The sequence below is a fragment of the Kitasatospora sp. NPDC094015 genome (genome assembly GCF_040304075.1).
GTDB lineage: Bacteria > Actinomycetota > Actinomycetes > Streptomycetales > Streptomycetaceae > Kitasatospora.
The window spans coordinates 47639-63092 of the sequence record NZ_JBEOUL010000029.1 but is presented as its reverse complement, the minus strand read 5'-3'; the positions used below and the strand labels follow the sequence as shown (position 1 = coordinate 63092).

The 15454-nt window shown below is 72.5% G+C and carries 17 protein-coding genes, 1 tRNA gene and 1 pseudogene; 12 read left to right on the top strand and 7 right to left on the bottom strand.

Going from position 1 to position 15454, the window contains the following annotated elements:
* Positions 1-31: 31 nt before the first annotated feature.
* The gene (locus tag ABT014_RS27595; RefSeq protein WP_350641905.1) at positions 32-562 is read right to left on the bottom strand and encodes a gamma carbonic anhydrase family protein; all 531 of its coding nucleotides are present in this window, start codon (positions 560-562) and stop codon (positions 32-34) included.
* Between the two features lie 151 nt (positions 563-713).
* Entirely contained in the window at positions 714-1535 is an 822-nt protein-coding gene (locus tag ABT014_RS27590; protein WP_350641904.1) for a maleylpyruvate isomerase family mycothiol-dependent enzyme, read from the bottom strand.
* A 348-nt stretch (positions 1536-1883) separates the two neighbouring features.
* On the opposite strand from ABT014_RS27590, the gene ABT014_RS27585 reads away from it, so the two are divergent.
* A complete protein-coding gene (locus tag ABT014_RS27585; RefSeq protein WP_350641903.1) occupies positions 1884-2792 on the top strand; it encodes an ABC transporter substrate-binding protein in 909 nt (302 codons plus the stop codon).
* Between the two features lie 40 nt (positions 2793-2832).
* Here ABT014_RS27585 and ABT014_RS27580 read toward each other — a convergent pair whose 3' ends face one another.
* From ABT014_RS27580 to ABT014_RS27570, 3 genes are read right to left on the bottom strand one after another with little or no spacing between them, the layout of a single operon-like run.
* Complete coding sequence (locus ABT014_RS27580; RefSeq protein WP_350641902.1) at positions 2833-3252, bottom strand: VOC family protein; 420 nt, start codon at positions 3250-3252, stop codon at positions 2833-2835.
* A gap of 43 nt (positions 3253-3295) precedes the next feature.
* Positions 3296-3730, bottom strand: a complete 435-nt coding sequence (locus ABT014_RS27575; RefSeq protein WP_350641901.1) for a helix-turn-helix transcriptional regulator — start codon at positions 3728-3730, stop codon at positions 3296-3298.
* A gap of 41 nt (positions 3731-3771) precedes the next feature.
* On the bottom strand, positions 3772-4236 hold the full coding sequence (locus tag ABT014_RS27570; RefSeq protein WP_350641900.1) for a hypothetical protein: 465 nt from the start codon (positions 4234-4236) through the stop codon (positions 3772-3774).
* A 196-nt stretch (positions 4237-4432) separates the two neighbouring features.
* On the opposite strand from ABT014_RS27570, the gene ABT014_RS27565 reads away from it, so the two are divergent.
* Complete coding sequence (locus tag ABT014_RS27565; protein ID WP_350641899.1) at positions 4433-5281, top strand: class I SAM-dependent methyltransferase; 849 nt, start codon at positions 4433-4435, stop codon at positions 5279-5281.
* Positions 5282-5408: 127 nt separating this feature from the next.
* Here the strand turns inward: ABT014_RS27565 and ABT014_RS27560 are convergent.
* Positions 5409-5496 (bottom strand) — tRNA-Leu (locus tag ABT014_RS27560).
* A 468-nt stretch (positions 5497-5964) separates the two neighbouring features.
* Here ABT014_RS27560 and ABT014_RS27555 point away from each other — a divergent pair.
* Positions 5965-6588, top strand: a complete 624-nt coding sequence (locus tag ABT014_RS27555) for an ATP-binding protein (protein WP_350641898.1) — start codon at positions 5965-5967, stop codon at positions 6586-6588.
* Between the two features lie 84 nt (positions 6589-6672).
* On the opposite strand, the gene idi is transcribed toward ABT014_RS27555, so the two are convergent.
* Positions 6673-7287 (bottom strand): isopentenyl-diphosphate Delta-isomerase, encoded by a 615-nt coding sequence (idi, locus tag ABT014_RS27550; protein ID WP_350641897.1) that lies wholly within the window; start codon positions 7285-7287, stop codon positions 6673-6675.
* Between the two features lie 326 nt (positions 7288-7613).
* Between idi and ABT014_RS34600 the strand changes: the two are divergent.
* From ABT014_RS34600 to hpnD, 9 genes and pseudogenes are all read left to right on the top strand, one after another.
* Positions 7614-7787: pseudogene (locus tag ABT014_RS34600) on the top strand (DUF5941 domain-containing protein); the annotation flags it as partial.
* A gap of 132 nt (positions 7788-7919) precedes the next feature.
* Positions 7920-8675: a phosphocholine cytidylyltransferase family protein gene (locus tag ABT014_RS27540; RefSeq protein ID WP_350641941.1), complete on the top strand. Its 756-nt coding sequence runs from the start codon at positions 7920-7922 to the stop codon at positions 8673-8675.
* Positions 8663-9724, top strand: coding sequence for an iron-containing alcohol dehydrogenase family protein (locus ABT014_RS27535; RefSeq protein ID WP_350641896.1), 1062 nt, complete (start codon positions 8663-8665; stop codon positions 9722-9724). The genes ABT014_RS27540 and ABT014_RS27535 overlap by 13 nt, the downstream gene beginning before the upstream one ends.
* Before the next feature lie 94 nt (positions 9725-9818).
* Positions 9819-10556 carry a CDP-alcohol phosphatidyltransferase family protein gene (locus ABT014_RS27530; protein WP_350641940.1) on the top strand — a complete coding sequence of 246 codons (738 nt, stop codon included), beginning with the start codon at positions 9819-9821 and terminating at the stop codon, positions 10554-10556.
* Positions 10553-11440, top strand: coding sequence for a glycosyltransferase family 2 protein (locus tag ABT014_RS27525; protein WP_350641895.1), 888 nt, complete (start codon positions 10553-10555; stop codon positions 11438-11440). The genes ABT014_RS27530 and ABT014_RS27525 overlap by 4 nt, the downstream gene beginning before the upstream one ends.
* Positions 11441-11566: 126 nt before the next feature.
* Positions 11567-12499, top strand: coding sequence for an ABC transporter permease (locus ABT014_RS27520; protein WP_350641894.1), 933 nt, complete (start codon positions 11567-11569; stop codon positions 12497-12499).
* Between the two features lie 7 nt (positions 12500-12506).
* Positions 12507-13316 (top strand): ABC transporter ATP-binding protein, encoded by an 810-nt coding sequence (locus ABT014_RS27515; RefSeq protein ID WP_350641939.1) that lies wholly within the window; start codon positions 12507-12509, stop codon positions 13314-13316.
* Positions 13317-13518: 202 nt separating this feature from the next.
* Positions 13519-14460, top strand: coding sequence for a squalene synthase HpnC (gene hpnC, locus ABT014_RS27510; RefSeq protein ID WP_350641938.1), 942 nt, complete (start codon positions 13519-13521; stop codon positions 14458-14460).
* A gap of 41 nt (positions 14461-14501) precedes the next feature.
* Positions 14502-15359, top strand: coding sequence for a presqualene diphosphate synthase HpnD (gene hpnD, locus ABT014_RS27505; RefSeq protein ID WP_350641893.1), 858 nt, complete (start codon positions 14502-14504; stop codon positions 15357-15359).
* The last annotated feature ends 95 nt before the right edge of the window (positions 15360-15454 follow it).

Here is a 15454-nt window from a genome sequence, read left to right as displayed (position 1 = left end):
CTCAGCGTGCCGTTGAGCGCTCCGGCCCCGCTCAGCGCGTCCGCGTCGCCGCCCGGTGCGCCTCGGCGAGCACCAGGTAGCCCTCGGCGTTGGCCTTCACCCGGCCGCGCTCCTCCTCGGTGAGCTCGCGGCGGACCTTCGCCGGCACGCCGGCCACCAGCGAGCCCGGCGGCACCTGCATGCCCTGCGGCACCACGGCCCCGGCCGCGATCAGCGAACCCGCCCCGATCCTGGCCCCGTTGAGCACGGTCGCGCCCATCCCGACCAGCACGTCGTCCTCCACCACGCACCCGTGCAGCACCGCGTTGTGCCCGACCGTGATCCGCGCACCGAGCACCGCGGGGAACGAACTGTCGCTGTGCACCGTGCAGTTGTCCTGCACGTTGGTGTCCGGCCCGATGCTGATCAGCTCGACGTCCCCGCGCAGCACCGCGCCGTACCAGACGCTCGCGCCGGCCGCGAGCCGTACCTCCCCGGCCAGCACGGCGTTCGGCGCCACGAAGGCACCGGGGTCCACCTCGGGCGTCCGCCCGGCAACGGTGACGATCAGCGGCTCGGCCATCGCAGTCTCCCTCCGGTCCCGGTCCCACGACCGGTTCCGGCCCGCAGGCTACCCGCCGCCGCTCGACCCCGGGTGGCGTCCCCGCACCCGCGACCCCGGACCGACCGCGATCCCGCGTACCGACCTGGTCCGGGCGGGCCCGCGTGCGGCCTCAGGGCGCCTTGAAGTGGGTCGGGAACCCGAACGCCATCCAGGGCCTGCGCCCCCACGCCAGGATGCCGCCGCGCGCCACCGCCCGCCACGGCGTGCACCGCCCGAGCGCGATCAGGAAGAAGGTGACGTGCTCCGCGACGATCGTGCAGTCGGCCCGCTCCGGCGGTTGCGGCAGGACGGTCGCCGCCCCGTCCTCGATCACCACCCCGAACCGGCGCCCGCCGCGCAGCCCCAGCGCGTAGCGGCCCCGCCGGCCCGCCGCCGCGCCCGGGTCCACCACCCGCCCCATCGCGGTCAGCAGGAACGGGAGCGACAGCTCCACCCGCTCCCGGTCGATCATGTGCGGCCGACCCACCGCCCGCGCCAGGTCGTACCCGTGCCCCAGCATGTGGGTGAGCAGGTACGAGGCCAGCGTGCCCAGGTCCATCGGCCCGAGCGGGGTCAGCACCGGCTCCTCGGCCGCGCGGCCTGCGGCGGCGGCCACGAAGGCGGCGGTGTGCCGCACGATCTCGTCCGCCAGCACCACCGGATCGCGCTCGGGGTAGGCCTCCAGCGATTCGGCGTTGGCTGCCGCGAGGCTGCCCGGGGTGCCGTCGCCATACGGGCGCTCCAGCCCGGCGGCGAGCTCCGCCATCAGCCGGTTGGCCAGCGCGAGATGGGCCGCCGCCTCGCCCACCGACCAGGTGGCGCCGGGGATCCGCGCGGCGGCGTCCGGCCGCGCCCGCAGCAGTGCGGCGATGTCCTCGGCGGTGGCCAGCAGGGCCTCGGTCAGGCGGTCGCTCGCGGCGGTGGCGGCGGTGGCGGCGGTCGGGTCGGTCATGGAGCGGAAGCCTGGACCACCGCGGCCCGGCTGTCCAGACCCCGCGGCCCGGCCGTCCGTACCTGCTGGCCCGGCCGTCCGTACCTGGTGGCCCCGCACCCCGCCGCCCGGCCCCGCACCCCGTCCCACCAGCACCGCTCTCCCCGCCCCGGTGCCTCGTGACGTGGCCACGGCCGCTATAGTCTGGCCAGCCTCTCTCTCCTGGCGCAGCTCAGCGGCGGCACGGCCGCGCCGGCGGGGGCGGGACACGTCACGTCGGAACGGGGCCGGTGCGGCGTGCGGTCGGCGTGACCCGCCGCCGTCCCAGCAACCCCCGGCACCGAGCGATCACCATCCGGGAGTACCACCATGACTGCCTCCACCAGCCGCCGCTGCGCCGCCGTCGCCACCGCGACCACCGGGATCCTGCTGCTGGGCGCCTGCGGCAGCGGCGCCCAGGGCGGCAAGTCCTCGCTGCACGACCAGCTGCCCGAGTCGATCCGCAAGTCCGGCGTGATCCTGGTCGGCGCCTCGTACACGGCCGCCCCGATGATCTTCCGCAACCCGCAGAGCAAGCCGGACGGCCTCGACCCCGACCTGGCCGCGGCGCTCGGCAAGGTGCTCGGCGTGGAGTTCCGCTTCCAGGACGTCGGCCCGTTCGCGAACGTGCTGCCCGGACTGCTCGACCAGAAGTACGACGTGGCGATGTCCGGCATCACCGACACCCGTGAGCGGCAGCAGGGCCTGGACAAGGACAACAAGCAGATCAACGAGGGCGTCGACTTCGTCGACTACTTCATGGCCGGTGTCGGGCTGATGGTCGGCAAGGGCAACCCGGCCAAGGTCGCCAACCTCGACGACCTGTGCGGCCGCTCGGTGGCGGTCAAGAAGGGCACCATCCACGAGGACCTGGCCACCCGCCAGCAGAAGGCCTGCGAGCACCAGGGCAAGCCGCTCAAGGTGGCTCCGGTGGACGCCGACGCAGACGCCCTCACCAGCCTCAAGGCCAAGCGGGTGGACGTCTACATCACGGACTACCCGAAGGCGCTCTACAACGCCCAGACCCTCGACAACGGCCAGACCTACGAGGTCGCCGGCCCCCAGCTCCAGCCGCGGCCGTACGGCATCGCGGTCCGCAAGGCGGACGACAAGCTGCGGGACGTGCTGACCAAGGCGGTCAACTCGCTGGTCCAGGACAGCACCTACGACGGCATCCTGGCGCAGCGCCAGCTGACCGCCGGGGCCGTCCAGAACTCCGTGGTCAACGGAGGCAGCTGAACGGCCCCGGCGGCGCCCGCCCGGTCCGGCGGCGCGGCGGTCACATCTCCCGGAGCTGGGTGAGCCGGATGTTGTTGCCGGACGGGTCGCGGAACCCGCAGTCGCGCCCGTACGGCTGGTCGGTCGGCTTCTCGTTGAACTCGACGCCGCGGCCGGAGAGTTCGGCGTAGGCGGCGTCGCAGTCCTCGGTGGTCAGGAAGACGGTGCCGGCCGCCCCCTTGGCGGTCAGCTCCCGGACCTGGGCCTGGGTGTCGGCGTCCAGCACCGGCGGGCCGGGGATCGCCATCAGCACGATGGCCACGTCCTCCTGCCCGGCCGGACCGACCGTCAGCCAGCGGAAGCCGCCCATCTCGGGCAGGGTGACGTCGGAGCGGACCTCCATGCCGACCTTGCGGGTGTAGAAGGCGAGCGCCTCCTCCTGGTCGTGGACCCAGAGCTGTGCGGTGGCGATCTTGAGCATCGGACTCTCCCGGTGTGCGCGTTCGTTCGGCGACACCGTCACGCTATGGCGGGCCGCCGGCGCCGTCTTCTCGAAACGTGCGGTGTTGCGGCCGCCCGTAGGCGCGCTGCACGCACCCGGGCACGATCGCGTGCGCGGCGGCGGGCGGGAACGCCGCCCGGTACGCCGCCGGGGTCAGCCCGTGCATCCGGGTGAAGCTGGTGGTGAACGAGCCCAGCGAGTTGAGCCCCACGTCGAAGCAGACGGTGGCGATCGGCCGGTCGGTGGTCCGCAGCAGCGCCGCCGCCCGCTCCAGCCGCCTGGTCAACAGGTACACGTGCGGCGGCTCACCGAACGCGCGCCGGAACTCCCGGCTGAAGTGCGCCCGCGACAGCCCCGCCGCGGCGGCCAGCTCGCCCACGGTCAGTGGCTCCGCGTACCGCGCGTCCACCAGGTCCTTGGCCCGCAGCAGATGGCGGGCGGGGGGATGCGACACCACGCCCCCAACGTACCGTCCCGGAAGCCGCCCACGGCCGCCGATCAGCGGGTCCGCAGCTGGTCGCCGGGCAGCGGAAGCCGGGGTGGCAGGTACCCGTCGCCGTCCTTCGGGTCGCCGGCGTGCGGACCGGGCCTGAGCTGGTCCGGCAGCACCAGCACCCGGGCGGTGCGGGCCAGGTCCGGCCCGGTGGCCGGGCCGAGCCAGGTGTCGGCGTCGCCGGTCGCGGTGCCGGTGTCCGCCCGCTGCACGGCGATGGTGGTGCAGAGCAGCACGGTGTCCGCGGCGTCCACCGCGCACACCCCGAGTTCCACCGAGACCGGCGGGAGCATCCCCGTCTGCGTGGCGCGGTACGAGACGTGCACCGTGTCGCCGCGGTCGGGGGCCTGGGGGTGCGGCCCGACCTCCCAGGCGGTGATCCCGACGGTCAGCGGGTAGGTCCGTGCGCCCCGCACCACCGTCACCTCGGCGGCAGCCGCCCCCGGCGGCCCCGCGACGCGCTCGCCCACCCCCGAACACCCCGTCACCGCGAACCCCGCCGCCGCGACCCCCGCGACAAACCGAACCGCCGTACCCACCGGCCCCACCCCTCTCACCCGCCGCCCCCGGCGGACCCCCTCCCGCCAGGACGCCGCCCCCACCGCCCCGGTTCCAGCCCCCGACCGGCCCGGCGGCCGCAGCCCGCAACGCAAAGCGCGGGCCAGGATGTCTCCTGACCCGCACTCTTTGCTGCTGTTTCCTGCGGCTTCGGGGCGCTGTCGGTCATGCGTCGGTCGCGTGACCAACCTTCCTCATGACGGAAGAGTCGAGTACCGCTCAATGCTTGCTGGGGGACGGGCGCGACGCGCGGGACGGCGGTCCGCTGGTCGTTGGGGCTCATCTCAGTACGTTGGGCTGGGCCCCGCTCCCGGAGAGGAACACGGCATGTCATTGGCTGAGTCCTGGGACAGGTACGCGATCGGGAGTACGCCCCGTAGGGCCGAGAACGCCAACGGAGACACGACCTGGCTGAACTGGACCCAGTACGCCGATCACGGGCCGAACGAGAGTCTTCTCGGTCCTGTGGCCGGGCGCCGGGTGTTGGAACTCGGGTCGGGGAGCGGGAGCAATGTGGCGCACCTCGTGACTCGCGGCGCGGCCGGTCTCGGGGTGGATATTGCCCCCGCCCGCGAGGCTGCGGCACGGGAGCGCTGGGGTGATCTGCCCGGACTTGAGTTCCGCACCGCGGAGGCGACGGCGTTCCTGAGCGGGACGGACCAGACGTTCGATGTCGTGCTCTCGATCTTCGGCGCTGTCTGGTTCGTCGATCCGGAGACTCTGCTGCCACTGATCCGGTCCCGCATGACAGCGGGCGGCATTCTGGCGTTCTCGCATCTCCCTGCCGGAAGCCAGGGTCCGCGACCGGGCAGGGCAGGGATGCGGTACGACCACAGCCCGAGCGCCTGGGAACGACTCCTCGCCGGCCACGGATTCACCGGTGCGTCCGCATCCGTCATCGACCCGCCGGAAGGCAGGACCGTAGGCACGATGCTCGTGCGTGCGGTAGCCGTCTGACCCTGTCCGCTCGGGCATGACGATGCCCACGACGCGTACGCCAGGGGCTTGCCGGAAGGGCTGTGCGCCCGCCTCGGGCGCCACGGCCGGAGAAACAGAAAGACCCCAGATCAACTGGGGTCTCTGCTGGTGTCCGAGGGGGGACTTGAACCCCCACGCCCGATAAAGGGCACTAGCACCTCAAGCTAGCGCGTCTGCCATTCCGCCACCCGGACCGGGTGTGTTGCCTCGGGTTTCACTTTCGTTCGCCCCGCGGCGACAGAGAGAACACTACCAGGCCCGCGGACCGCTCCTCACCTGCATATCTGCCGCTCGCCGGGGTGCCTCGACCGGGTTCCGGACCGTGCCGTGACGGATCCTCCCAAAACGGACGGAGCTCCCGCCGTGCGCGGGCGGCGCCGCCCGCGCACTGACGGGTCCCGGGGCCTGATCGATCGCGCCGTGACGTTTCCGCGATCTGTGGCAGGAACGGATCCATCCGGGCCGGATCCGGTCGTGAACTGTCGTAACTGTTCAGCCACTGCCTAGTTCCAGTCCGCACTGCAGCCGCTGACAGCTGGTCTCCTAGCCTCTGTGGACCAAGGGAGCCTTGAGCGGAACGCCCGATTCCCGAGAGGTCGCCGGTGGCATTGGCTGCAGTCGGCGGCGGAGCCTCCCGTCACCGTGCGAAGGGCGGCTTGACCGTGGAACAGACCAGCGAGGCCACCGGCCCGGCGATCAGATCGTCCGACGGCGAGGAGCCGCTCCCACCCGGCCCGCCGCGGCCCCCGCGGCCGGCCGGACTGCCCCGGCCCGGGGTGTGGCGCTTCCCGGCGGAATCCAGCGAGGCGTCGGTGCCGCGCACCCGGCACGCCGTCCGGGACCGGCTGCTCGCCGAAGGCATGACGGGGGAGCGCTACCAGGAGCTGATCGACGATCTCCTGCTGATCGTCTCGGAGCTGGTCGGCAACGCGGTCACCCACGCCGCCGCGCTCTCCCCGCAGGTCACCACCGAGCTGCGGATCGACGAGGCCCGGGTGCGGATCGCGGTCGAGGACGGCCATCCCTACCGGCCGAAGGCGCAGCAGAGCGATCTCGGCCGGCTCGGCGGCCGCGGCCTGCTGCTGGTGAAGAGCGTCACCCTGCAGGCCGGCGGGGTGTGCGACGTGGAGCGGACCGCCGAGGGCGGCAAGGTGATCTGGGCGGCCCTGCCGCTGCCCGCCCCCGGTGGTCCGGGGGAGCGCCCCGGGTCGCGGGGCGCGGACGCGGCCGCGCCCCCGCTGGTCCTCGACCTGATCGAGCCGGACGGCGGTGGCTGGCCGGCCTGAGCCGGCGAGAGCCGGCGAGCTCGAAGCCGTCCCCGCAGCCGGTGCGCCCGGGCCCGCGGTGCGGGCCCGGGCCGGGGCGGCCGGCTACCAGTCGCGGCCGGCGATCTCCTGGATCCCGGGCAGGGCGGCCTCGAACACGGTCTGGAACCAGACCGAGAACGGCCGCTCGGCCTGCAGGTCCTTCAGCTCCTGGGCGGTGACGAAGCGGGTCGAGTCGACCTCGTCCGGGTCCGGCGCCAGGTCGGCGGTGACCAGCCCGACGAACAGGTGGTTCCACTCCCGCTCGATCAGGCCGGAGGCCTCGTCGGGGAGGTCGTAACGGACCGTGCCCGCCTCGCAGAGCAGCGCGGGGGCCGCGCCGAGCTCCTCCGCGGTCCGCCGGGCGGCGGCCACGAACGGCGGCTCGCCGGGGTACGGGTGACCGCAGCAGGTGTTCGACCAGACCCCGGGGGAGTGGTACTTGCCGAGCGCCCGGCGCTGCAGCAGCAGCCGGCCCTGCTGGTCGAAGAGAAAGACGGAGAAGGCCCGGTGCAGCCGGCCCGGCTGCTGGTGCGCCCAGAGCTTCTCGGCGGTGCCGATGGTGACGCCTTCGTCGTCCACGAGTTCCAGCAGGATCTCCGCCGCGGGGTCGGCGGCCGGGCCCGGGGCGGTGAGCCCCGTCGAGAGGTCCGGCCGGCTGGTCGATGAGCTCGTGGGCATGAGGCCCCTTTCACACGGGGACCGGCGCCGCCACCCGGGCGTGCGGGCCCGGGTCCGTCCACCCGGTCCGGTGGTCGGCTGCGCCGCGCCGGTGCCCCGGGAACGCCGGGGTGCACCAGGTGGCGTCGGGGCCCCAGTCTGCCGTATGGCTCAGTGCCCGTGCTGGTCCGACGCACATGTGGACCCTTACCGGGCCGTACCGATATGGATGAATGGTGAAACTGTTCGAGTACTGGTCGAATGTGTCGACCATTCGTTCACCCGTTGGCAAACCAGGTCGATTCGCGGGGGCGGAAACTGCGCCGTAACGGCACCGCCGGGCGCTTGTGGTGGGGTCACCGGTCCGGAATGATGATCACTCCCGGCGGACGCCCGCGTTCCGCTTGCCGGCGGGTCGACCACCACCGACCGCCGTCCGGACCGGCGTCCCGGCCGCGTTCGGGCTGGTCCCCGTGGTCGCCTACCATCACTACGACACGGTGCACCGCCTTCCGGGCGGCACCGGGGCATCGTCCGGGGGCTTCCGGGGCCGGTGCGGGGTGCCGGCGGTCAGGGGGGCCGGGTCGGCCGCCCCGCGGCACGGGCGGCACCCGCAGCGCCCCGCAGCACACGACGACACAGGGAGACACCGCATGATCGGCCTCGTCCTGGCAGCCGGCGCGGGCCGCCGGCTCCGCCCGTACACCGACACCCTGCCCAAGGCGCTGGTGCCGGTCGACGGCGAGCGGACCGTGCTGGACCTCACGCTCGGCAACTTCGCCGAGGTCGGGCTGCGCGAGGCCGCGATCGTGGTCGGCTACCGCAAGGAGGCGGTGTACGACCGCAAGGACGCCCTGGAGCAGAAGTACGGCGTCAAGCTCACCCTGGTCGAGAACGACAAGGCCGAGGAGTGGAACAACGCCTACTCGCTCTGGTGCGCCCGCGACCTCTTCGCCGAGGGCCTGCTGCTGGCCAACGGCGACACCGTGCACCCCGCGTCGGTACAGCGCACCATGCTCGACGGCAACGACCGCCGGATCAAGGAGGGCACGGCGCCGGGCATCCTGCTCGCCCTGGACACCGTGAAGAAGCTCGCCGACGAGGAGATGAAGGTCGTCGTCGACCCGGCCGCGGGCATGCGCCGGATCACCAAGCTGATGGACCCGGCCGAGGCCACCGGCGAGTACATCGGCGTCACCGTGATCAACCCGTCCGCCGCGGCGGACCTGGCGAGCGCCCTGCAGGCCACCTTCGAGCGCGACCCGCAGCTGTACTACGAGGACGGCTACCAGGAGATGGTCGACCGCGGCCTGCGGATCGACGTCCAGCCGATCGGCGAGGTCTCCTGGGTCGAGGTCGACAACCACGAGGACCTCTCCAAGGCGCGGGAGATCGCGTGCCGGTACTGACCCGCCTGGTCCCGTCGCCGGTCTTCGTCGAGATCCGCCCGGCGGCCCTGGACGCGCTCGGCGGGATCCTCGCCGACCAGCGGCTGTCCGCCTCCGGCCGGATAGCGGTGGCGATCAGCAACGGCTCCGGCGCGGTGCTCCGGGAGCGGCTCGAACCGCTGCTGCCCGGCGCGGACTGGTTCCACGTGCCGGACGGCACCCTGGACAGCGCGGTGCGGCTGGCGGACGAGATGCGGGCCGGGCACTACGACGCCGTCGTCGGCCTCGGCGGCGGCAAGATCATCGACGTGGCCAAGTACGCCGCCGCGCGGGTCGGCCTGCCGCTGGTCGCGGTGGCCACCAACCTCGCGCACGACGGCATCTGCTCGCCGGTCTCCACCCTCGACAACGACGCCGGCCGCGGCTCCTACGGGGTGCCCGGCCCGATCGGCATCGTGGTCGACCTGGACGTGATCCAGCAGGCCCCGGCCCGCTTCGTGGCGGCCGGGATCGGCGACGTCATCTCCAACATCTCCGCCTGCGCGGACTGGGAGCTGTCCCACGCCGTCACCGGCGAACCGCTGGACGGGCTGGCGGTCGCGATGGCCCGCGCGGCCGGCGAGAACCTGCTCCGCCACCCGGGCGCCCTCAAGGACCAGGACCTCCTGACGGCGCTCGCCGAAGCCCTGGTACTGTCCGGCATCGCGATGAACATCGCTGGCAGCACCAGGCCGTCCTCGGGTGCCTGCCACGAGATCTCGCACGCCCTGGACGTGCTGTATCCCAAGCGGTCCGCCCAGCACGGCGAGCAGGTGGGCCTCGGTGCGGCCTTCGCCTGCCACCTGCGGGGCGAGCGCGAGCTGACCGGCCTGGTCGTGGACCGCCTGCGGAGCCACGGACTGCCGGTGACCGCGGACGAGATCGGCTTCTCCGGAGCTGAGTTCACCGAGGCGGTGCACTACGCTCCGAACACCCGTCCGGGCCGCTTCACCATCCTCGAGCACCTCGACCTCTCCCCATCAGACATCAGGGACGCGTACGCCGACTATGTCCAAGCCGTCAACAGCTGACCGCACCGCCGACACCTCCGGCGAGCGCCCCGCGGTCGACCTCACGGTCCGCCCCTCGATCGAGGAGCTGCGCGCCGTCATCCACCCCGAGGGCATGCTCCAGCGCCGCAGCGCGGAGCACTGGGCGGGCCGCCTCTACATGCGGAAGATCTCGCTGCGGATCACCCGGGTGCTCTCCACCATGACGGTGATCACGCCCAACGGGCTGACCTACCTGATGATGCTCACCGGCATCCTGGCCGGCGCCGCGCTGCTGGTGCCCGGCCTCGCCGGCGCGGTCCTCGGCGCCCTGCTCATCCAGGTCTACCTGCTGCTCGACTGCGTCGACGGCGAGGTGGCCCGCTGGCGCCGGCAGACCTCGCTGACCGGCGTCTACCTGGACCGGGTCGGCCACTACATGTCCGAGGCCGCGCTGCTCACCGGCCTCGGCCTGCGCGCCGCCGACCTCTTCCACCAGGAGGGCGCGGCCGCCAGCTGGGAGTGGGCCTTCCTGGGCACCCTCGCCGCCCTCGGCGCGATCCTGATCAAGTCGGAGACCGACCTGGTCGACGTGGCCCGGGCCCGCAGCGGGCTGACCGCGGTCGAGGACAGCGCCGCGGTGCCGCGCTCCACCACGGTGGCCAAGGCCCGCCGGGCCGCCTCGCTGCTGAAGTTCCACCGCCTGGTCGGCGCGGTCGAGGCCTCGCTGTTCATCCTGGCGGCCGGGATCGCGGACGCCGTGCACAGCGACCTGTTCTTCACCCGGCTCGCGGTCGTGGTACTGGCCGCCATCGCCATGCTGCAGACCGTCCTGCACCTGCTCAGCATCGTCCTGTCCAGCAGGCTGCGATGAGTGCCGAGGACTTCCGCCTCGGCGCGGTGATCATCACCATGGGCAACCGGCCGGCCGAGCTGACCGCGCTGATCGACTCGGTCCGGGCCCAGCAGGGCGCGCCGGTCGAGCTGGCGGTGGTCGGCAACGGCGCCCCGCTGCCGCCGCTGCCCGAGGGCGTGCGCAGCGTCGAGCTGCCCGAGAACCTGGGCATCCCCGGCGGCCGCAACGTCGGCATCGAACTGTTCGGCCGGGACGGCAAGGACGTCGACGCCGTGCTGTTCCTGGACGACGACGGCTCGCTGCCCAACGAGGACTCGGCCCACCTGCTGCGCGAGGCGTTCGCCGCCGACCCGCGCCTGGGCATCGTCTCGTTCCGGATCGCCGACCCGGACACCGGCGTCACCCAGCGCCGGCACGTCCCCCGGCTGCGCGCCAGCGACCCGCTGCACTCCTCCCCGGTGACCACCTTCCTGGGCGGTGCCAGCGCGGTGCGCAGCGAGGTGTTCAGCTCGGCCGGCCAGCTGCCCGCGGAGTTCTTCTACGCGCACGAGGAGACCGACCTGGCCTGGCGCGCGCTGGACGCCGGCTGGTCGATCGACTACCGCGCCGACGTGGTGCTGCACCACCCGACCACCTCGCCCGGCCGGCACGCCACCTACCTGCACAACGTGGCCCGCAACCGGGTCTGGCTGGCCCGGCGGAACCTTCCGGCCCTGCTGGTGCCTCTCTACCTGGGAACCTGGTTCCTGCTCACGCTGGCCCGCCGTCCGTCCGGTGACGCGATCAAGGCCTGGGTGGGCGGGTTCCGGGCCGGATGGCGCGAACCCTGCGGCCCGCGCCGTCCGATGCGATGGCGTACTGTATGGCGACTGACCAGGTTGGGCAGACCGCCAATCATCTGATCGCAGTGGGCGGCAGCCCCTCTGCCGTCCGGCTTGTCCCCCCGTGATCCCCCCGGATCCGGCCCCGGCCCACCTCTCAGCCAACCCAGGCGTGGGCCGGACCATCGATCCCGCTAAAGGACGAATGTGTCGACAGTGAGTGATTCCGTCAGCCTCTCAGCCCCGAGGGGGGCGGACGCGGGCCTGACCCCCAAGCAGCTGGCGGACAAGTACGGCTTGACGGTCAGCGGTCGCCGCCCCGGCCTCTTCGCCTACTCCAGGCAGCTGTGGAACCGGCGCCACTTCATCATGGCCTTCGCCACGGCCCGGCTGGTCGCGCAGTACACGACCGCCAAGCTGGGGCAGGTCTGGCAGGTGGCCACGCCCCTGCTGAACTGCCTGGTGTTCTACATCGTCTTCGGCGTCATCCTCGAGAACCGGGGCATCCCGCACTACATCGCCTGGCTCTGCATCGGCGTGTTCGTGTTCCAGTTCACCCAGAGCGCCGTGCAGGCGGGCACCCGGGCGATCTCGGACAACCTCGGGCTGATCCGCGCGCTGCACTTCCCCCGGGCCTCGATGCCGATCGCCTTCACCGTGATCCAGCTCCAGCAGCTGCTGATCTCGATGGTGGTCCTGGTCGGCATCGTGCTGGCCAGCGGCATCCCGCCGACCGGCACCTGGCTGCTGGTGATCCCGGCGCTGATCCTGCAGAGCCTGTTCAACACCGGCCTGGCGCTGATGATGGCCCGGATCGGCGCCAAGACCAGCGACATCTCGCAGCTGATCCCGTTCGTGATGCGCGCCTGGCTGTACATGTCCGGCGTGATGTACAGCATCCAGGACCGGATCAACAACTGGCCGCACTACATCCAGGTGATCATGACGGTCAACCCGGCCTCGGTCTACATGGACCTCGTCCGGTTCGCCATGGTCCCGGAGATCTACGCCAAGTCGACCCCGAACCACCAGAACCTGCCGCACCACCAGTGGGAGCTGGGCATCGCCTGGGCCGTGGTGGCCTTCGTCGTGGGCTACGTCTTCTTCTGGAAGGCCGAGGAGGAGTACGGCCGTGGCTGACACCGCAATCACCAAGAGCCTGGAGAAGAGCGCCGTGCGCGACGCCCAGAACGACGGCGCCCGGGTCCCGACCGTGGTCGTCGACGACGTGCACATCGTCTACCGGGTGCACGGCGCCGGCGCCGGCAAGGGCAGTGCCACCTCGGCGCTGAGCCGGATCATCAGCAAGAAGCGCTCGCCCTCGATCCGCGAGGTGCACGCGGTGCGCGGGATCAGCTTCACCGCGTACAAGGGCGAGGCGGTCGGCCTGATCGGCTCGAACGGCTCCGGCAAGTCGACCATGCTGGCGGCCATCGCCGGCCTGCTGCCGACCGAGCGCGGCGGCATCTACACCAACGGCCAGCCCTCGCTGCTGGGCGTCAACGCCGCCCTGATGAACGACCTCACCGGCGAGCGCAACGTGGTGCTGGGCTGCCTGGCGATGGGCATGACCAAGGAGGAGGTGCGCAGCCGGTACCAGGACATCGTCGACTTCTCGGGGATCAACGAGAAGGGCGACTTCATCTCGCTGCCGATGCGCACGTACTCCTCCGGCATGGGCGCCCGGCTGCGGTTCTCCATCGCCGCGGCCAAGACCCATGACGTGCTGCTGATCGACGAGGCGCTGGCCACCGGCGACCAGGCCTTCCAGCAGCGCAGCAAGGAGCGGATCAACGAGCTGCGCAAGGCGGCCGGTACGGTCTTCCTGGTCAGCCACGACAACAACTCGATCCGCGAGGTCTGCGAGCGGACCATCTGGATCGAGCACGGCGAGCTGGTCATGGACGGTCTCACCGAGGACGTGGTCTCCGCCTACGAGCGGGGCGAGCGTCCCTGACCGTCCGCAGGTGACGCGGCGGGGGCCGGTACCGGGAGCAAGCCCGGCACCGGCCCCTCCGTCGTGTACGGGCGGTCTTCCCCGCGGGGTCGGGGGCTGCGAGGCTGGGGCCGAACCGGGGACCTCCCCCGACTCGGCCCCGTGAGGCGTGTCCGAGGCGGGCCGAAGGGGCCCGCCGGTGTAGAACGGGGGAGTGACGGCAGTGGCGGCTTCAGCTAAATCAGATAACCCGACTGATGGCGGGGCGGAGGACGGCACCCTCGGCAAGGCCGACCTGGAGAACTTCCCGGTCGCCCCGGGCTTCCTCCCGGCCGCCTGGCGCACCGACCTGATGGCGGTCTACGGCTTCGCCCGGCTGGTCGACGACGCCGGCGACGGCGACCTCGCCGATCCGGCCGCGGCGGCCCGCCTGCTGGGCGTGGAGAGCGCTCCCTCGGACCCGGGCTTCCGGCCGGCCCTGCTGGACGGCCTGGAGCGCGACCTCGACCGGGTCTTCGAGAGTGCCCTGCGCCCGGCCGGCGCCGACCGCCCGCACCACCCCCTGCTGCGCGCCCTGGTGCCGGTGGTCGACCGGCACGGGCTGACCCCCGAGCCGTTCCGCCGGCTGATCGAGGCCAACCGGGTCGACCAGGAGACCACCCGCTACCCGACCTACCGGGCCCTGCTCGACTACTGCACGCTCTCCGCCGACCCGGTCGGCCGCCTGGTGCTGGCCATCGCCGGCCGCTCCACCCCCGACCGGATCACCCGTTCGGACCAGATCTGCACCGCGCTCCAGATCATCGAGCACCTGCAGGACGTGGCGGAGGACCTCGGCCGCGGCCGGATCTACCTTCCGGCCGAGGACCTGGCGCGGTTCGAGGTCACCGAGGCCGACCTCGCGGCCCCCAGCGCCGGGCCCCGGGTCCGCGAGCTGATCGCCTTCGAGGCGGCCCGGGCACGGACCCTGCTCGACCACGGCGCGCCGCTGGTGGGTACGGTTCGAGGAAGGCTCCGACTGTTGCTGGCGGGATTCACCGCCGGCGGGTACGCGGCCCTGGCGGCCATCGAGTCCGCCGGGTACGACGTACTGGCCCATCAGGCCAAGCCGGACAAGCGCCGCCTCGCAGTGAAGGCGGCGGCACTCTTCGCGAAGGGAAGGTGAGTGCCCGAGTGGGGGCATCACCACTGGCGTCGGCGCCGGTCATGGCCGCATACCGGTACTGCGAGGCGGTCACCGCCCTGCAGGCCCGCAACTTCAGCTACGGCATCCGGCTGCTGCCCGAGTCCAAGCGGCTCGCCATGTCGGCGCTCTACGCGCTGGCCCGCCGGGTCGACGACATCGGGGACGGCGAGCTGCCGCCCGAGCGCAAGACCGAGCAGCTCCGGCAGACCCGGGACCTGCTGGACCAGATCCGGGCCGGGGCGGTCTCCGAGGAGGACACCGACCCGATCAAGGTCGCCCTGGCGGACGCCGCCCGGCGCTTCCCGATCCCGCTCGGCGGTTTCGACGAGCTGATCGACGGCGTCGAGATGGACCTCAAGGGCGTCGAGTACCAGACCTTCGAGGACCTCAAGGTCTACTGCCGCTGCGTGGCCGGCTCGATCGGCCGGCTCTCGCTCGGCGTCTACGGCTGCGAGGACCCGGAGCTCGGCGAGCGGTACGCCGACACGCTGGGCCTGGCCCTGCAGCTCACCAACATCCTGCGCGACCTGCGCGAGGACGCCGCCAACGGCCGCACCTACCTGCCCACCGAGGACCTGGTCCGGTTCGGCTGCGGGGACGGCTTCGACAGCGCCCGGATGCCCGCCGGGGCCGACTTCACCGGCCTGGTGGCGTTCGAGGCCGACCGTGCCCAGCGGGCGTTCGAGGAGGGCCTGCGGCTGCTGCCGATGCTCGACCGCCGCAGCCGTGCCTGCACCGCCGCGATGGCCGGGATCTACCACCGGCTGCTCGCCCGGATCGCCGCCGAACCGGAGTCGGTGCTGCGCGGCCGGGTCTCGCTCCCCGGCTGGCAGAAGGCATACGTGGCACTGTCCGGGCTCGCCGGAGGGCGTTCTTGATTCTCTCGCCAGGTATGTCACGCTGTGTCAGCTGGGAATCACGCGTGTCTCGGAGAGCGTTGTCCACCGCCGGGCGACGGAAGGACCACTACCAC

What these genes read in the sequence shown, in the direction of transcription:
- hpnD (WP_350641893.1), top strand. Translation starts at nt 14,502, where the DNA reads ATGGCCGCATACCGGTACTGCGAGGCGGTCACCGCCCTGCAGGCCCGC.
- ABT014_RS27590 (WP_350641904.1), bottom strand. Translation starts at nt 1,535, where the DNA reads ATGACCGACCCGACCGCCGCCACCGCCGCCACCGCCGCGAGCGACCGC.
- ABT014_RS27525 (WP_350641895.1), top strand. Translation starts at nt 10,553, where the DNA reads ATGAGTGCCGAGGACTTCCGCCTCGGCGCGGTGATCATCACCATGGGC.
- ABT014_RS27580 (WP_350641902.1), bottom strand. Translation starts at nt 3,252, where the DNA reads ATGCTCAAGATCGCCACCGCACAGCTCTGGGTCCACGACCAGGAGGAG.
- ABT014_RS27530 (WP_350641940.1), top strand. Translation starts at nt 9,819, where the DNA reads ATGCTCCAGCGCCGCAGCGCGGAGCACTGGGCGGGCCGCCTCTACATG.
- ABT014_RS27585 (WP_350641903.1), top strand. Translation starts at nt 1,884, where the DNA reads ATGACTGCCTCCACCAGCCGCCGCTGCGCCGCCGTCGCCACCGCGACC.
- ABT014_RS27565 (WP_350641899.1), top strand. Translation starts at nt 4,433, where the DNA reads ATGTCTCCTGACCCGCACTCTTTGCTGCTGTTTCCTGCGGCTTCGGGG.
- ABT014_RS27540 (WP_350641941.1), top strand. Translation starts at nt 7,920, where the DNA reads ATGATCGGCCTCGTCCTGGCAGCCGGCGCGGGCCGCCGGCTCCGCCCG.
- idi (WP_350641897.1), bottom strand. Translation starts at nt 7,287, where the DNA reads ATGCCCACGAGCTCATCGACCAGCCGGCCGGACCTCTCGACGGGGCTC.
- ABT014_RS27595 (WP_350641905.1), bottom strand. Translation starts at nt 562, where the DNA reads ATGGCCGAGCCGCTGATCGTCACCGTTGCCGGGCGGACGCCCGAGGTG.